The 13,652-nt window shown below is 71.8% G+C and carries 15 protein-coding genes and 1 tRNA gene; 5 read left to right on the top strand and 11 right to left on the bottom strand.

The window, feature by feature from the left end; genetic code table 11:
- Position 1 precedes the first annotated feature (1 nt).
- Positions 2–598, bottom strand: a complete 597-nt coding sequence (locus ACZ6H8_RS11720; protein ID WP_464147019.1) for a biotin transporter BioY — start codon at positions 596–598, stop codon at positions 2–4.
- A gap of 112 nt (positions 599–710) precedes the next feature.
- Here ACZ6H8_RS11720 and pnuC point away from each other — a divergent pair, with 112 nt between their 5' ends.
- On the top strand, positions 711–1,406 hold the full coding sequence (gene pnuC, locus ACZ6H8_RS11715) for a nicotinamide riboside transporter PnuC (RefSeq protein WP_464147018.1): 696 nt from the start codon (positions 711–713) through the stop codon (positions 1,404–1,406).
- Positions 1,407–1,415: 9 nt separating this feature from the next.
- On the opposite strand, the gene ACZ6H8_RS11710 is transcribed toward pnuC, so the two are convergent.
- The 5 genes from ACZ6H8_RS11710 to ACZ6H8_RS11690 all read right to left on the bottom strand — a co-directional run bounded on the left by ACZ6H8_RS11710 (position 1,416) and on the right by ACZ6H8_RS11690 (position 6,605).
- Positions 1,416–2,048, bottom strand: a complete 633-nt coding sequence (locus tag ACZ6H8_RS11710) for a response regulator (protein ID WP_464147017.1) — start codon at positions 2,046–2,048, stop codon at positions 1,416–1,418.
- The gene (locus tag ACZ6H8_RS11705) at positions 2,045–3,211 is read right to left on the bottom strand and encodes a sensor histidine kinase (protein ID WP_464147016.1); all 1,167 of its coding nucleotides are present in this window, start codon (positions 3,209–3,211) and stop codon (positions 2,045–2,047) included. The genes ACZ6H8_RS11710 and ACZ6H8_RS11705 overlap by 4 nt, the downstream gene beginning before the upstream one ends.
- Before the next feature lie 44 nt (positions 3,212–3,255).
- On the bottom strand, positions 3,256–4,134 hold the full coding sequence (locus ACZ6H8_RS11700) for an ABC transporter permease (RefSeq protein WP_464147015.1): 879 nt from the start codon (positions 4,132–4,134) through the stop codon (positions 3,256–3,258).
- Positions 4,131–4,991 (bottom strand): ABC transporter ATP-binding protein, encoded by an 861-nt coding sequence (locus ACZ6H8_RS11695; protein WP_464147014.1) that lies wholly within the window; start codon positions 4,989–4,991, stop codon positions 4,131–4,133. The genes ACZ6H8_RS11700 and ACZ6H8_RS11695 overlap by 4 nt, the downstream gene beginning before the upstream one ends.
- Positions 4,992–5,081: 90 nt before the next feature.
- Positions 5,082–6,605, bottom strand: coding sequence for a DHA2 family efflux MFS transporter permease subunit (locus ACZ6H8_RS11690; protein ID WP_464147013.1), 1,524 nt, complete (start codon positions 6,603–6,605; stop codon positions 5,082–5,084).
- A gap of 158 nt (positions 6,606–6,763) precedes the next feature.
- Between ACZ6H8_RS11690 and ACZ6H8_RS11685 the strand changes: the two genes are divergently transcribed.
- Positions 6,764–8,374, top strand: a complete 1,611-nt coding sequence (locus ACZ6H8_RS11685) for an ABC-F family ATP-binding cassette domain-containing protein (protein ID WP_464147012.1) — start codon at positions 6,764–6,766, stop codon at positions 8,372–8,374.
- Between the two features lie 18 nt (positions 8,375–8,392).
- Positions 8,393–9,064, top strand: a complete 672-nt coding sequence (locus ACZ6H8_RS11680) for a trimeric intracellular cation channel family protein (RefSeq protein ID WP_464147011.1) — start codon at positions 8,393–8,395, stop codon at positions 9,062–9,064.
- On the opposite strand, the gene ACZ6H8_RS11675 is transcribed toward ACZ6H8_RS11680, so the two are convergent.
- The 5 genes from ACZ6H8_RS11675 to ACZ6H8_RS11655 form a co-directional block, all read right to left on the bottom strand.
- Positions 9,061–9,945, bottom strand: coding sequence for a hypothetical protein (locus ACZ6H8_RS11675; RefSeq protein ID WP_464147010.1), 885 nt, complete (start codon positions 9,943–9,945; stop codon positions 9,061–9,063). The two genes, ACZ6H8_RS11680 and ACZ6H8_RS11675, sit on opposite strands and share 4 nt — an antisense overlap.
- Position 9,946: 1 nt before the next feature.
- Positions 9,947–10,039, bottom strand: a tRNA-OTHER gene (locus tag ACZ6H8_RS11670).
- A 78-nt stretch (positions 10,040–10,117) separates the two neighbouring features.
- Complete coding sequence (locus tag ACZ6H8_RS11665; protein ID WP_464147009.1) at positions 10,118–10,936, bottom strand: SURF1 family cytochrome oxidase biogenesis protein; 819 nt, start codon at positions 10,934–10,936, stop codon at positions 10,118–10,120.
- On the bottom strand, positions 10,936–11,172 hold the full coding sequence (locus ACZ6H8_RS11660) for a hypothetical protein (RefSeq protein ID WP_464147008.1): 237 nt from the start codon (positions 11,170–11,172) through the stop codon (positions 10,936–10,938). The genes ACZ6H8_RS11665 and ACZ6H8_RS11660 overlap by 1 nt, the downstream gene beginning before the upstream one ends.
- A 16-nt stretch (positions 11,173–11,188) precedes the next feature.
- The gene (locus ACZ6H8_RS11655) at positions 11,189–11,449 is read right to left on the bottom strand and encodes a DUF3099 domain-containing protein (RefSeq protein WP_464147007.1); all 261 of its coding nucleotides are present in this window, start codon (positions 11,447–11,449) and stop codon (positions 11,189–11,191) included.
- Positions 11,450–11,523: 74 nt separating this feature from the next.
- On the opposite strand from ACZ6H8_RS11655, the gene ACZ6H8_RS11650 reads away from it, so the two are divergent.
- Entirely contained in the window at positions 11,524–12,228 is a 705-nt protein-coding gene (locus ACZ6H8_RS11650) for a beta-ketoacyl-ACP reductase (RefSeq protein ID WP_464147006.1), read from the top strand.
- An 81-nt stretch (positions 12,229–12,309) separates the two neighbouring features.
- Positions 12,310–13,446, top strand: a complete 1,137-nt coding sequence (locus ACZ6H8_RS11645; protein ID WP_464147288.1) for a benzoate/H(+) symporter BenE family transporter — start codon at positions 12,310–12,312, stop codon at positions 13,444–13,446.
- Positions 13,447–13,652: the final 206 nt, after the last annotated feature.

The raw sequence follows: 13,652 nt of genomic DNA, 5'->3' as shown, positions 1-13,652 counted from the left end.
GCTACTCGCCGCGACGTGCGTCGAGCGCGCGGACCCCGCGCCACGCCAGCGGCAGGAGGGCGGCGGCGATGAGCGCCTTCACGATGCCGCCGGGGATGAACGGCAGCAGACCCCAGCCGAGCACCTGCTCGGCCGTGCCGCCGGTGGCGAACGCGAGCCACGGCATGCCGATCGCGAAGGTCACGAGCGTGCCGGCCGTCATCGCGACGGCAGCACCGAGGAAGCGGCGGTCCCAGCGCCGCTCGGCGAGCCAGCCGGTGAGCGCCGCGGCGAGCACGAAGCCCACGATGTAGCCGCCCGTGGGGCCTGCGAGCACCGCGAGGCCGCTGGAGGCGTCGGAGTAGATCGGCAGGCCGATGGCGCCGAGCACCGCGTAGAGCGCCAGCGACGCCGCGCCGCGCGCGGCGCCGAGCGACGCGCCCACGAGGAGCACCGCGAGCGTCTGGCCCGTGACGGGCACGGGCCACAGCGGGATCGCCACCTGCGCGAGCACCGCCGTGAGCGCGGTGCCTGCGGCGACGAGCGCGACGTCGGTCGCGACGGATCGCCGTGCGACGAGCCGGTCGGCGAGCACGGTGGGGGCGGCGATCGAGGTCATGCGAGCTCCTGTCGACGGGCGATGAGCACGATCCTAGGCCGACGCACCCGTCCGCGTCGGCACGTGACGCGCGCTCCCGTCGTCGGCGGCCGCCGCGTGCCAGCATGAGCGGATGGATCCCATCGCCTGGCTCGTCGACGCGTACACCGCGACGATCCCGCTGCCCGGTGGTCAGTCGCTGCTGCTGCGCGAGGTCGTCGGCAACGTCTTCGGGCTCGCCAGCGCCCTCGGAGGCATGGCCAGGCGCGTCTGGGCATGGCCGATCGGCATCGTCGGCAACGTGCTGCTGCTGAGCGTCTTCGTCGCCTCCATCGTCGACCCGGCGCATTCGCTGCCGAGCCTGCTCGGCCAGGCAGGCAGGCAGGTCATGTTCATCGCCGTGTCGGTCTACGGCTGGATCCGGTGGCGGCAGGCCCGCTCCGGCGGCGGGCAGATCGTGCCGCGATGGGCGAGCGCACGCGCCCGCGTCGGCATCGTCGTGACGATGCTCGTCGGCACCGTCGCCCTCACGCCGCTGTTCCGGCTGCTCGGCTCGTACGAGCCCGTGTGGGCGGATGCGTGGACGTTCGTCGGCTCGCTGCTGGCCACCTACGGCATGGCGCGGGGATGGACGGAGTTCTGGCTCGTCTGGATCGCCGTCGACGTCGTGGGCGTGCCGCTGCTCGTGAGCGCCGGCTACTACGCGACCGCTGCGATGTACGTGTTCTACGGCGTGTTCACCGCCGTCGGGTTCGTCGTGTGGTGGCGTGCACAGGGCAGGAAGCCATCCGTCGAGACCCTGCTGCCGGATCCGCGCATCCAGGAGTGATGCGCCCGATCAGAGCAGGCCGAGCTCGAGGGCCCTCGTGACGGCTCGCGTGCGATCGGAGACGCCGAGCTTGTCGAACACGCGGGCGAGGTACGTCTTGACCGTCGCCTCGCCGACGAAGAGCCGCGCCCCGATCGCTCGGTTCGTGAGCCCCTCGCCCACGAGCGCCAGCACCTCCGCCTCGCGCGCCGAGAGCGCGACCACGGACGCGTCGGGCTCGCGTGCCGCACGCACGAGCGCACGCGCCACCGAGGGCGCGAGGGCAGTCTCGCCCGCGGCGACCGAGCGGATGCCCGCGACGACCTCCGCGGCCGGTGCCGCCTTCAGCAGGTAGCCGGTCGCGCCAGCGGCGATCGCCGCGAGGATGTCGTCGTCGGACTCGTACGTCGTGAGCACGAGCACGCGCGCGGCGGCGTCGGCCGCGACGATGCGCCGCGTCGCCTCGACCCCGCCCATGCGCGGCATCCGCAGGTCCATGAGGATGACGTCCGGCTGCAGCACCCCGACGCGCGCGACGGCCGCGTCGCCGTCGTCCGCCTCGCCGACGACGACGATGCCCTCCGCCGCCTCGAGCAGCGCGACGATGCCGGCACGCACGACCTCGTGGTCGTCGACGACCAGCACCCGGATGTCGTCGGTCATGCCTGCTCCTCCACGGGGACGCGGATCTCGACCCGCGTGCCGCCAGACGGCGACGACGTCGTCGCAGCCGATCCGCCCGCGAGCGCCGCCCGGCGCTGCATCGCCGCGAGGCCGAACCCCGCCTCCGCGCGGTGGCGGGTCGCGATGCCCGCCCCGTCGTCGTCGACGCGCAGCACGGCATCCGCCTCCTCGAGACGGAGCACCACGTGCACCGTGCTGGCGTGCGCGTGCCTGCGGACGTTCGACAGCGCCTCCTGCAGCCCGCGCACGAGCACGACCTGCGCCTCGCGACCCAGCGACGTCGAGGCGATCGATGCGTCGACCTCGATGCCGCACTCGGCCGACCATCGCTCGACGACGTCGCGCAGCGTGCCCGCGAGCCCGCGTCCGTCGACCTCGATGTCGATCTCGCCCGCGACGAGCGCGCGCGCATCGGCGAGCGAACGCCTCGCTGCATGCTCCGCGCGCTCGAGCGCCTGCGCCGGCCCGCCCGTCACCGATGCCCTGGCGCCCTCGAGCAGCATGACGACGCCCGCGAGGTCCTGCGCGATCGTGTCGTGCACGTCGCGTGCGATGCGGTCGCGCTCGCGCCGGGCACCCTGCTCGCTCGCGAGCGCCGCGACCTCCTCGCGCGTCGCCTGCAGCGCGTCGACGAGATGCTGCCGCTCGGTGCTGAGCCTGTCGATCGACGCGATCCACAGCCCGAACCAGACCGAGAAGCCCCACGAGCCCAGCTGCACCGCGAGCGCAGCCCACCAGTCGCCGGGCTCGTGCACGATCCATCCGGCGGCGACTGCTGCGCAGAGGACGCCCGAGCCGACGACCCCTTGCCGTCGCCGCCTGCCGCCGAGCCACACGAGCGGATGCAGCAGGGCCTGCACGATGGCGAGCCACGGCGCGGCGAGCGTGCACGCGAATCCCACGGCCGCGAGCGCGAGCGTGCGCCACGCGGAGCCCACGGGCCCGACCGCGAGGTGCCGGCGCATGACGAGCCACGCCGCGACGAGCCCGACCATCGCCGCGGCGCCGACGACGCGCTGCGCGCCGGACACGGGTGCGACGACGAGCAGCACGCCCACGATGCCGACCATCGCGACGACCGCGACGTCGGCCCACGGCCTCCCCGCCGGGACGGCAGGCGGGCGTGCGGCGACGGGGTCCACGGCCTCATCCTGACGCACCCCCGCACCGCGGCGGGTGCTGGTCGTCACGATCGCCGGATCCAGCGGAACGTGAGGCGCACGAGCACGAGCCCGACGACGAGCCAGATCCCCAGCACGAGCGCCGTGCCCTCGAGGTTCCACGAGCCGCTCGGCTCGAGCGCCGCGTACGACTCGGGCAGCAGCGCCGCCCGCATGCCGAGCGCCATCCACGCGACGGGCAGCACCTGCGCCGCCTGCTGCATCCACTCGGGCAGCACGGAGAACTGGATGAAGATGCCTGAGGCGAACTGCACGACGAGCACGATCGGGATGATGACGGCCGTCGCGCTGCGACCGGAGCGCGGGATGCGCGAGAGGGCGATGCCCAGCAGCGCGCTCGTGAGCGTGCCGAGCACGAAGACCCACGCGAACGTCGCCCACGCACCGGCCTCGGAGGGCAGCGAGACGCCGAAGACGAGCGCGCCGACGGCGAGCAGCACGACCGCCTGCGCGAAGCCCGTGACGACCACCTGGCCGAGCTTGCCCGCGAAGTACGCGATCGGCGGCATCGGCGTGCCCGCGAGGCGCTTGAGGGTGCCGTTCGTGCGTGCGACCGCGACGTCGACGCCGAGGTTCTGCACGCCGGAGAGCAGGATGCCGGATGCGAGCATCGCGGGCAGGTAGTACTCGGCCGCGGCGATCTCGACGGTGCCGCCCGCGCCGTCCGGGAAGGTCATGGTCTCGAACACCGACGCGAAGATGCCGAGCATGAGCACGGGGAACAGGAACGTGAAGAAGACCTGGTCGAGCTGCCGGAAGTAGGTGCGCACCTCGTAGCCGATGCGCCCCGCCGCGATGCGCGTCGTGCGCGCGATGCCCGCGGGGGAGAGCGAGGCGGGCAGCGCGGCAGCGCTCGGCGTCGTGGGCGAGGCGTGCGTCGTCATGCTGCGAGCTCCTCGCGGTCGGCGCGCACGATGTCGAGGTAGACGTCCTCGAGGCTCGGTCGCACGATCTCGAGCCCGTCGGGCTCGCCGAGGCGTGCTGCGAGCGACGCGACGAACGCGCCGGGCGCGTGCGTGCGCTGCTCGTGCACGCCGTCGCCCTCTCGCCATCGCACGATCGGCACCCGTGCCTCCGCACCGCCGATCGTCGTCGGCGTGCCCTCGGCGGCGACCGTGCGGTCGGCGATCACGACGATGCGGTCGGCGAGCTGCGCGGCCTCCTCGAGGTAGTGGGTCGTGAGCAGGATCGTCGTGCCGTCGCGCTGCAGCGAGCGGATGAGCTGCCAGAAGGCGCGACGGGCCTCGGCGTCGAACCCCGTCGTCGGCTCGTCGAGGAACAGCAGCCGTGGGCGGCCCACGATGCCGAGCGCCACGTCGACGCGGCGCTGCTGGCCGCCGGAGAGCGACGCGATGCGCCGTCGTGCGTGGTCGGCGAGCCCGACGGCGTCGATGACCTCGTCGACGTCGCGCGCGTCGGGATGCAGCGCGGCGAGGCCGCGGAGCTCCTCCCGCACGGTCGCGACCGACGCCTCGCCGCTCGACTGCAGCACGATCCCGAGCCCGGCGCGCCACGCGACGCCCGCGCGCTGCGGGTCCTCGCCCAGCACGCGCACGTCGCCGCCGGAGCGCACGCGGTAGCCCTCGAGAATCTCGATGATCGTCGACTTGCCCGCGCCGTTGGGCCCGAGCAGGGCGAGCGTCTCGCCCTCCTCGATGTGGAGGGTCACGTCGTCGATCGCGACGTGGTCCCCGTAGGACTTCCGGAGGTGCTGCACGTCGACGAGTCGGTTCGCTGCCATGTGCTCCAGCATGCGCTCGCGGTGGCCCCGCTGCGAGCGGCGTGCGGGGGACCGGCGCGTCCACCATCCGGTGGACATGCCGGTCGCGCCTCAGTCGGCGGCGACGGCTGCCGCGGCCGCGGCGTCGTCGGCCGCGAGGGTGGGCGGCTGCTGCGCCTTCGGCTTCGCGAAGCACAGTGCTGCGACGACCCCGACCGCCGTGACCGCCGCGGGCAGCAGCAGCGACTGCCCGAGGGCCGCCGAGAACGGCCCGGCGACCTGCGCCGGCAGGTCGCCGCCGAACGAGGCGCCCGAGACCTGGTCGCCGGCACCGGCTCCGAGCTCCGCGTCGATGCGCCACGACATGGCCGCGGCGATGGCCGCCGAGCCGATGACGGCGCCCATCTGACGCACGGTGTTGTAGACGCCCGATCCGGCTCCCGCCAGTCGCGGGTCGAGGTTGCGCGTGGCGACGATGCCCAGCGGGCCCCACACGAAGGCGCTCGAGACGCCCATGAGCGCGCCGGGCAGCAGGAGCAGCCACACGTCGATCTGCTGCTGCACGCCGATGCCATACCAGGCGACCGCGGCACCCATGCCGAGGATGCCGGCTGCGGTGAACAGGCGAGGGTCGCGCGCCTGCAGGAAGCGGCTCGTGAACGGAGAGAGGAACCCGGCGCCGAGCGCCATCGGCACCATGAGGAGCGCCGACTCGGTGGGGCTGAGGCCGCGCACGCCCTGCGCGTAGAGGAAGATCGGCACGGCCATCGCCGTGACGAGGAAGCCGATCGTGGCGATCGCGATGCTCGCGAGCGTGAAGTTGCGGTCGCGGAAGATGCCCAGCGGCACGAGCGGCTCGCGCGGATTGCGCGCCTGCCACACGACGAACGCGACCATGAGCGCGATGCCGGCGACGATCATGGCGACGAGCGGCACCTCGATGCCGAGGATCGGCATCGTGCCCCAGTCGTACGTCTCGCCCTCCTGGATGCCGAACACGAGCAGGAACATGCCTGCGGCGCTCAGCACGACGCCCAGCCAGTCGAACGAGTGCGCGTGCAGCGGCAGTCGCGGCACGAGCCGCATGACGAGCACGAACCCGAGGATGCCGACCGGCACGTTGATGAAGAAGATCCACTCCCATCCGAGGCCGTCGACGAGCGCGCCGCCCACGAGCGGACCGACGAGCATCGCGAGGCCTGCGACGCCGCCCCACAGGCCCATCGCCGCGCCGCGCGCGTTCGGGGCGAACGTGCGCATGATGACGGCCATCGTCTGCGGCGTCATGAGCGCGGCACCGAGCCCCTGCACGACACGGGCGAGGATGAGCATCTCGATCGAGTCGGCCAGGCCGCACCACAGCGACGCGAGGGTGAAGACCACGAGGCCTGCGAGGTACACGGGCTTCGGTCCGAACCGGTCGCCGAGACGCCCGGTGATGAGCAGCGGCACGGCGTAGGCGAGCAGGTAGGCGCTCGTGACCCAGATGACCTCGTTGATGCCGGCGTCGAGCCCCGCCATGATGTGCGGGATCGCGACGGACACGATCGTCGAGTCGACGAGGATCATGAAGAATCCGATGACGAGCGCCCAGAGCGCCGGCCATGGGGATCGAACGGCTGCTGCGTCGGTCATGCGAGGTCCTTCTGCGCCAGGGGAGAGGTCGAGTGTGGCACGTGCCGGCGACATCGGCGTGCCGCCTCCGGCACCGTTGCGTCGCTCGAGCACGGTAGACTGGGCGGCTGGCCACGTCGGCCACCTCCCACCCCACCTGAGAGCCGCGAGGCACCGCCATGATCTCCGTCACCGACCTCGACCTCTCCGTCGGGGCACGCACCCTCATGTCCGGCGTGTCGTTCCGCGTCGAGCGGGGCGACAAGATCGGCCTCGTCGGCCGCAACGGCGCAGGCAAGACCACGATGACGAAGGTGCTCGCCGGCGTCACCGACGACCGCGACGGCCACGACTTCTCGGGCCGCATCGAACGCTCAGGCGAGATCGGCTACCTGCCGCAGGATCCCCGCTCCGGCGATCCGAAGCAGACGGCGAGGACCCGCATCCTCGACGCTCGCGGCATCGGCACCGTCATCGAGGAGATGCGCGCCGCCACGGAGCGCATGGCGCTCGGCGGCAGCGAGGGGGAGCGCGCCATGAAGGCGTACTCGCGCTTCGAGGACGAGTTCCTCGGTCTCGGCGGCTACGCGGCCGAGGCGGAGGGCGCGGCGATCGCCTCCAACCTCAAGCTCCCCGAGCGCATCCTCGATCAGCCCCTCGAGACGCTCTCCGGCGGTCAGCGTCGCCGCATCGAGCTCGCCCGCATCCTGTTCTCCGGGGCCGAGACGATGATCCTCGACGAGCCGACGAACCACCTCGACGCCGACTCCGTCGTGTGGCTGCGCGAGTTCCTGCAGGGCTACCAGGGAGGGCTCGTCGTCATCAGCCACGACGTCGTCCTCGTCGAGGAGACCGTCAACCGCGTCTTCTACCTCGACGCGAACCGGCAGGTCATCGACATCTACAACATGGGCTGGAAGCACTACCTACGCCAGCGCGAGGCGGATGCAGACCGGCGCAAACGCGAGCGCACGAACGCCGAGCGGCAGGCGGGCGTGCTGAAGACGCAGGCGGCGAAGATGGGTGCGCGGGCCTCCGGCGCCGTCGCGGCGAAGCAGATGGCGAAGCGCGCCGACCGTCTCATGTCCGGGCTCGAGGCGGTGCGCGCCGACGACAAGGTCGCGAAGCTGCGCTTCCCGAAGCCCGCGCCATGCGGCAGGACGCCGTTGCAGGCGCACGACCTGTCGAAGTCGTACGGCTCGCTCGAGATCTTCTCGGCCGTCGACCTCGCGATCGATCGCGGCACGAAGGTCGTCGCGCTCGGTCTCAACGGTGCGGGCAAGACCACGCTGCTGCGCATCCTCGCCGGGGTGTCCGAGTCCGACACCGGCGAGATCGAGCGCGGCCACGGCCTGCGCATCGGCTACTACGCGCAGGAGCACGAGATGCTCGACGTCGACCGCACCGTGCTCGAGAACATGGTGTCGTCGGCGCCCGACATCGGCGAGGTGGAGGCGCGCCGCGTGCTCGGCTCGTTCCTGTTCTCGGGCGACGACGTGCACAAGCCCGCACGCGTGCTCTCGGGCGGCGAGAAGACGCGCCTCAGCCTCGCGACCCTCGTCGTGTCCGCTGCGAACGTGCTGCTGCTCGACGAGCCGACGAACAACCTCGACCCCGCGAGCCGTGAGGAGATCCTCGGCGCGCTCGCCTCCTTCGAGGGAGCGGTCGTGCTCGTGAGCCACGATGCGGGCGCCGTCGAGGCGCTGCACCCCGACAGGGTGCTCATCATGCCCGACGGCACCGAGGACCACTGGAACGCCGAGTACCTCGAGCTCATCGAGCTCGCCTGACCGGATGATGGCGGCGCGATGGTGATCGACGGCTGGCTCGGCACCGTGCACGCGGTGCTCGTCGGGCTCGGCGTGCTCGCGTTCGCGATCTCCGGCGCGCAGCTCGCTGCCGAGAAGCGCATGGACGTCGTCGGCATGGCGTTCCTCGCCGTCGTCACCGCCACGGGTGGCGGCATGCTGCGCGACCTGCTCGTGGGACGCACGCCCGTCGTGCTCGTCGACGTGTGGATGGTCGGGGTCGCCGTCGTCGGCGCCGCCGCCGTGTTCGCGCTGCACCGGTGGATCGCGCACCTCGCGAGGCCCGTGCTCGTGTTCGACGCCATCGGCCTCGGCATCTTCTGCGTCGAGGGCACCATCGTGGCGATGGAGGCAGGCATCGGGCCCGTCGGCGCTGCGATCGTGGGCATGCTCACGGGCGTCGGCGGCGGCATCCTGCGCGACGTGCTCGGCAACGACATCCCCACCGTCATGCGCCGCGAGTCGCGCCTCTACCTGCTGCCGGCCCTCACGGGGGCCGCGTTGACGGCGCTGCTCGTCGAGCTCGGCGTCGGCTCGTCGTGGGTGCTCGTGGGCGTCGGCGCCGGCGTCATCGCCTTCCGGCTGCTCGCCGAGCGGTTCCGGTGGCGGGTGCCTGCGCTGTCGACGACGGTGCTGCCCGTGGTCGAGCGCCGCGACCCCGACGCTACCTAGGCAGTTCGGCCGAACCGCCTCTTGGCTTCGCTTGCACTGAGACTGCACAGCTCAGTCCCAAATCCGCTTCGAAGTTCGGACGGTCCCACCGTCATGCCGGTTTGCCTCAGCACCTGCTGGACGCGGTTCCGTGTCTTGTCTACCGAGCCTGGCCAGTATCGTGCGAAGACCCCAGGGCCTTCAACTTCTTCTAGTTGCTGGAGATGGGTGAGGAGGGCCGCTTCGACGAAGCGCTCGAGGTCGATCATCTCAACTGCCCGCGCGTCCAGATCTTGAATCAACCGGTGTGCGGCGGCAATGAACGAGGCGACCTCCTTAAAGGTGGGACTGCGCGTCACGACCCCCTGCAACGCGAAGTCGATGTCCAGCCCGCGGTGGCGGCTTGCGATCTCTTGACGCTGTGCCCGCAGTGCCCCGATCACGTCGCTCGTGGGACGCGCTGATCCGAAGTGCACGGTGTTGTTGCGCCAGGTGAGGGCAAGCCGAGTGAGGGCGAGCGCGATTGGGCTCTCCACCGCCAGGGCCTTCGTGAGCGCGAGTAGACGTCCGCTCTTTCCCCCTTTGACGGTCGCAAGGCGCTCTACCTCAGCGTCCGAAAATAGACCAGGAGTCCGCCGCAGTGTTTTCGCGTAGTCGTCGACGAGCTCTGCGACCCACACGAGGGAGGTGCGGATCGCAAATTCGCGGCTGCGCAGGGCTGACTGCTTTGCGTCCACCGGAGACCACGCCGTCGAGAATTCTTTGGCGCGAGTGACGTCGCCCCCGGCGACGCCGTCCAGTCCAACGAGGATCGTGATGAGGAAGTGATTGTTTTGGCCTGCTGCACGTTTGAAGGCACGGCGCGCAGGAGTCGTTGACAATCGGACGCTCAGCGGTTCCACGTGCGTTGGCTCGATTCGAACGAGCGTCTCCCGCTCTGAGAGATCGAAGAACGACCGATGAAGGCGGGCGCCATACCAACTAGACCATCAACGCGGTCCCGACGATAATGCACGACCCTGAGAACGCTCTGGCGCCTACCCGACATTTCTGGGCGCGTAATCGAGCTCGCGCTCAGCGCTCGGCGCCGTCGAGGATCGCGTCCTCGATGTCGGCATCCGAGCGGCGCCTGGGCCTGCGCGGCTCGCGCGGTGCCTCGTCGAGCTCGGCGTCGCCGCGCGCCTCGCGCCGCAGCGCCCACACGTAGCCGACGCCGCCCATCGCCGCGAACACGAACCACTGCAGCGTGTACGACAGGTGCGGGCCCTCGTCGAGGATGGGACGCGTCGACACGGCGACGTCGGTCGGCACGTCGCCGTCCTCCGTCGCGAGGAGTCCGTACGCACCCGTGTACACCGTCTCGTCGTGCGTCGACGCGATCGCGTCGAGGTCGACGCTCGCGATCTGCCCCTCCGGTGCACCGCGCCCGGCGATCTCGCCCTCGTCCTCGCGCAGCCGGACGACGATCGTCGTCTCGCCCTCCGGCGGGGCAGGCACGACGTCGGGGGCCGCGGAGGTCGCGCCGGGCGGCAGCCAGCCGCGGTCGACGAGCAGGATGCGGCCCTCGTCGGTGCGGAACGGCACGACGACGTCGAAGCCCACCTGCGTGTCGCGCACGCGGCCGCGCAGCAGCAGCTGCTCGTCGGCCAGGTACTCGCCGGACGCCTCCACGACCGTCCACTGCTGACCGAGCTCGTAGTCGTCCGGCTCGACGAGCACGTCGGCGAGCGGCACGGCCGGCTCGTCGTAGTTGGCGTCGAGGCGTGCGATGGCTGCCAGCGCCTCCTCGCGGCGGTTCCACTGCCACGAGCCGAGCGCGACGCACACGGTCGCGAAGAGCGCGACGAGAGCGAGGTAGCCCAGCCAGCGGCGGGTGCGGAGCAGGGCGAGCATCAGCCCAATCGTGCCACGGACTCCCCGAAGGGCGTCACGGCGACGGGGAAGTCGCGGCTCGCGAGCCAGTCGCGGAGGTGGTCGCGATGCGCGTCGCACGCAGCCCACTCCTTGACGCGCTCCGCGCCGTGGATGCGCGGGTTGCGCCACGAGATCGTCCACGTCGCGACCGCACGGCACCCGGCCGACGAGCACTCGGCAGCGTCGGACGAGCCGCCGAGGTCCCACAGGCTCATCGGGCGGTCCGCACGATCACGGATCGAGCTGCCTGCGGGTGACGCGGTCGGTCTTCGTCGCGAGCGAGCTCGACGCGTTCGCGACGACGACGGCGACCCAGGGGATGACGATCGCGACGATCGCGGGCGCGACCTTCCACCAGTCCGGCACGACGATGAACAGGACGATGCACACAACCCTGATGCCCATCATGATCAGGTACGCCCGAGTGCGCCTGCGTCGATCCTCGGTCGGCGACACAGGCAGGTCGGTGATGGACGGATCGTCGTGCTGCATGGGGTTCCTGAGCATGAGCGTACGCCTGGCTAGGCTTGCCGACGACGCCTTGCATTCCGCCTCGAGAGGAACCCATGTCCCGCACCGTGCTCGTGACCGGCGGCAACCGCGGCATCGGCCGCGCGATCGCCACCGCCTTCGTCGAGGCTGGCTACCGCGTCGCCGTGACCGCGAGGTCCGGCGAAGGCCCCGAGGGCACGCTGACGGTGCGTGCGGACGTCACCGACTCGGCGTCGATCGACGCCGCGTACTCGCAGATCGAGGCCGAGCTCGGCCCCGTCGAGATCGTCGTGGCGAACGCGGGCATCACGCGCGACACGCTGCTCATGCGCATGAGCGAGCAGGACTTCTCCGACGTCGTCGACACGAACCTCACGGGTTCGTTCCGCGTCGTGCAGCGCGCGTCGAAGGGCATGGTGCGGGCGAGGTTCGGCCGCGTCATCCTGGTGTCGAGCGTCATCGGCCTCTTCGGCGGCGCAGGGCAGGCGAACTACGCGGCGTCGAAGGCGGGGCTCGTGGGTCTCGCTCGCTCGATCACCCGCGAGCTCGGCTCCCGCGGCATCACGGCGAACGTCGTCGCGCCCGGCTTCATCGAGACCGACATGACCGATGCGCTCCCCGAGGAGCAGCAGAAGCAGTACAAGGCGCAGATCCCCGCTGGCCGCTTCGCGAGCCCCGAGGAGGTCGCGAAGGTCATCACGTGGCTCGCGTCCGACGACGCCGCCTACGTCTCCGGCGCCGTCATCCCGGTGGATGGCGGCCTCGGGATGGGGCACTAGACGGACGCGCGCCCTCCGCGCAGCGCCCCGCCCCACGGATCCGCGCCACGGGGTCCGTGGTCGACGCCCGTCGCAGCCGGCATCGTGTCGGCGCTCGTCGGATTCACGTCGGCGTTCGTCGTGGTGCTGCAGGGGCTCTCGTCGGTGGGCGCGTCGCCGGATGAGGCTGCGAGCGGCCTGCTCGCGGTGACGATCGCGATGGGCGTGGCGAGCATCGTGCTCGCCGTGTCGACGCGCATGCCGATCACCGTGGCATGGTCGACGCCGGGTGCGGCGCTGCTCGTCGGCACGGGCGTCGTCGACGGCGGCTGGCAGGCGGCCGTCGGCGCGTTCCTCGTCACGGGCGTGCTCGTGCTGCTCACCGCCCTCGTGCCGTGGCTGGGCCGTCTCATCGCCGCGATCCCCACGTCGATCGCGCAGGCGATGCTCGCGGGCGTGCTGCTGCAGCTGTGCCTCGGCATCGTGACCGGGCTCGCGGCGAACCCGCTGGGCGTCGCACCCGTCGTGGTCGTGTGGATCGTGGCGATGCGGCTCGCGCCGCGGTTCGCTGCGCCGCTCGCATTCGTCGCGGCCGCGGTCGTCGTGACGGTGCACCTCGTCGCGACGGGTGCCGCACCCGCGGCATCCGACCTGGCCCCGCACGTGGCGCTCACGGCGCCCACCTTCACGATCGCAGGCGTCGTCGGCATCGCGGTACCGCTGTTCCTCGTCACCATGGCATCGCAGAACGTGCCGGGCGTCGCCGTCATGCGCGGCCTCGGCTACGAGGTGCCGTGGCGGCGGTCGATGCTCGTCACGGGTGCAGGCACGGTGCTCGTCGCGCCGCTTGGCGGCCACGCCATCAACCTCGCCGCCATCTCGGCGGCGCTCGCCGCCGGGCCGGATGCGGGGGAGGACCGCTCGCGGCGCTGGCTCGCGTCGGTGTCGTCGGGCTCGCTGCTCGTCGTGCTCGGCGTCGCCTCCAGCGCCCTCGCGACGCTCGTGGGCCTCGCGCCGGCCGGCGTCGTCGCCGCCGTCGCGGGCCTCGCGCTCCTGGGCACGCTCGCGTCGTCGCTGCACGCCGCGCTCGACGAGGTCGACGAACGCATCCCCGCAGTCGTGGCCTTCGTCGTCGCCGCATCCGGCATCGCCATCGCGGGCGTGAGCGCCGCGTTCTGGGCGCTCGTCGTCGGCATCCTGCTGCGTGCGGTGCTGCGCGGCTGGCGACGCCCGGCTTGACGTCAGAAGGGCGCGTCGGCGTCGTCGTCTCCGTTGCCCCATCGGTCTGCTGTGTCGGGGCGGCTGGATGGGGGTTGCAGGTCTGCGAAGGTCGGTCCGGTCGGTGGTGGTCGGTCGATGTAAGTGTGGCCGAGTGGTGATCGCCAGCGGAGCTCGCCGGGGTGTGGGTGTGCGACGGTCCAGGCGGTGGCGTGCTTGAGGGTGTG

The sequence above is a fragment of the Agrococcus sp. AC640b genome (assembly GCF_979255995.1).
The sequence above is the reverse complement of the archived record's forward strand: the minus strand, read 5'-3'. Positions and strand labels throughout refer to the sequence as shown.

What these genes read in the sequence shown, in the direction of transcription:
- ACZ6H8_RS11720 (WP_464147019.1), bottom strand. Translation starts at nt 598, where the DNA reads ATGACCTCGATCGCCGCCCCCACCGTGCTCGCCGACCGGCTCGTCGCA.
- pnuC (WP_464147018.1), top strand. Translation starts at nt 711, where the DNA reads ATGGATCCCATCGCCTGGCTCGTCGACGCGTACACCGCGACGATCCCG.
- ACZ6H8_RS11710 (WP_464147017.1), bottom strand. Translation starts at nt 2,048, where the DNA reads ATGACCGACGACATCCGGGTGCTGGTCGTCGACGACCACGAGGTCGTG.
- ACZ6H8_RS11700 (WP_464147015.1), bottom strand. Translation starts at nt 4,134, where the DNA reads ATGACGACGCACGCCTCGCCCACGACGCCGAGCGCTGCCGCGCTGCCC.
- ACZ6H8_RS11695 (WP_464147014.1), bottom strand. Translation starts at nt 4,991, where the DNA reads ATGGCAGCGAACCGACTCGTCGACGTGCAGCACCTCCGGAAGTCCTAC.
- ACZ6H8_RS11690 (WP_464147013.1), bottom strand. Translation starts at nt 6,605, where the DNA reads ATGACCGACGCAGCAGCCGTTCGATCCCCATGGCCGGCGCTCTGGGCG.
- ACZ6H8_RS11685 (WP_464147012.1), top strand. Translation starts at nt 6,764, where the DNA reads ATGATCTCCGTCACCGACCTCGACCTCTCCGTCGGGGCACGCACCCTC.
- ACZ6H8_RS11680 (WP_464147011.1), top strand. Translation starts at nt 8,393, where the DNA reads ATGGTGATCGACGGCTGGCTCGGCACCGTGCACGCGGTGCTCGTCGGG.
- ACZ6H8_RS11665 (WP_464147009.1), bottom strand. Translation starts at nt 10,936, where the DNA reads ATGCTCGCCCTGCTCCGCACCCGCCGCTGGCTGGGCTACCTCGCTCTC.
- ACZ6H8_RS11660 (WP_464147008.1), bottom strand. Translation starts at nt 11,172, where the DNA reads ATGAGCCTGTGGGACCTCGGCGGCTCGTCCGACGCTGCCGAGTGCTCG.
- ACZ6H8_RS11655 (WP_464147007.1), bottom strand. Translation starts at nt 11,449, where the DNA reads ATGCAGCACGACGATCCGTCCATCACCGACCTGCCTGTGTCGCCGACC.
- ACZ6H8_RS11650 (WP_464147006.1), top strand. Translation starts at nt 11,524, where the DNA reads ATGTCCCGCACCGTGCTCGTGACCGGCGGCAACCGCGGCATCGGCCGC.